A 257-nucleotide genomic window follows, 5' to 3' on the forward strand; every position below is an offset into this window, starting at 1 on the left:
ATACGTTAATCTATCGCCAGATATCAAGGCACTTGCAAAAATTGCAAATATCTCGAGAAATTATCAGCTTGTCCAAATTGTTAAAGAGCGTGTTTTCGCCAAAAGCAAAAACGCCAAAATCACCACCTCTGTGATGATTTCAGACAATCTGTGTGAACACTCAACGCAAAACCGTATCTGTTTCGTAAGGAGGTGATCCAGCCCCAGGTTCCCCTAGGGCTACCTTGTTACGACTTCACCCCAGTCATGAACCACAC

The 257-nt window shown here is 43.6% G+C and carries 1 protein-coding gene and 1 rRNA gene; one reads left to right on the forward strand and one right to left on the reverse strand.

The features are described from left to right. The coding region (locus tag FCL40_RS18690; RefSeq protein ID WP_205729167.1) for a hypothetical protein at positions 1 to 196 on the forward strand (196 nt) is incomplete at its 5' end. On the opposite strand, the gene FCL40_RS18470 is transcribed toward FCL40_RS18690, so the two are convergent. Continuing rightward, positions 186 to 257: ribosomal RNA gene (locus FCL40_RS18470) — 16S ribosomal RNA — on the reverse strand; the annotation flags it as partial. The genes FCL40_RS18690 and FCL40_RS18470 overlap by 11 nt on opposite strands.

The sequence above is a fragment of the Ferrimonas sediminicola genome (genome assembly GCF_005116715.1).
In the GTDB taxonomy this organism is placed as follows: domain Bacteria; phylum Pseudomonadota; class Gammaproteobacteria; order Enterobacterales; family Shewanellaceae; genus Ferrimonas; species Ferrimonas sediminicola.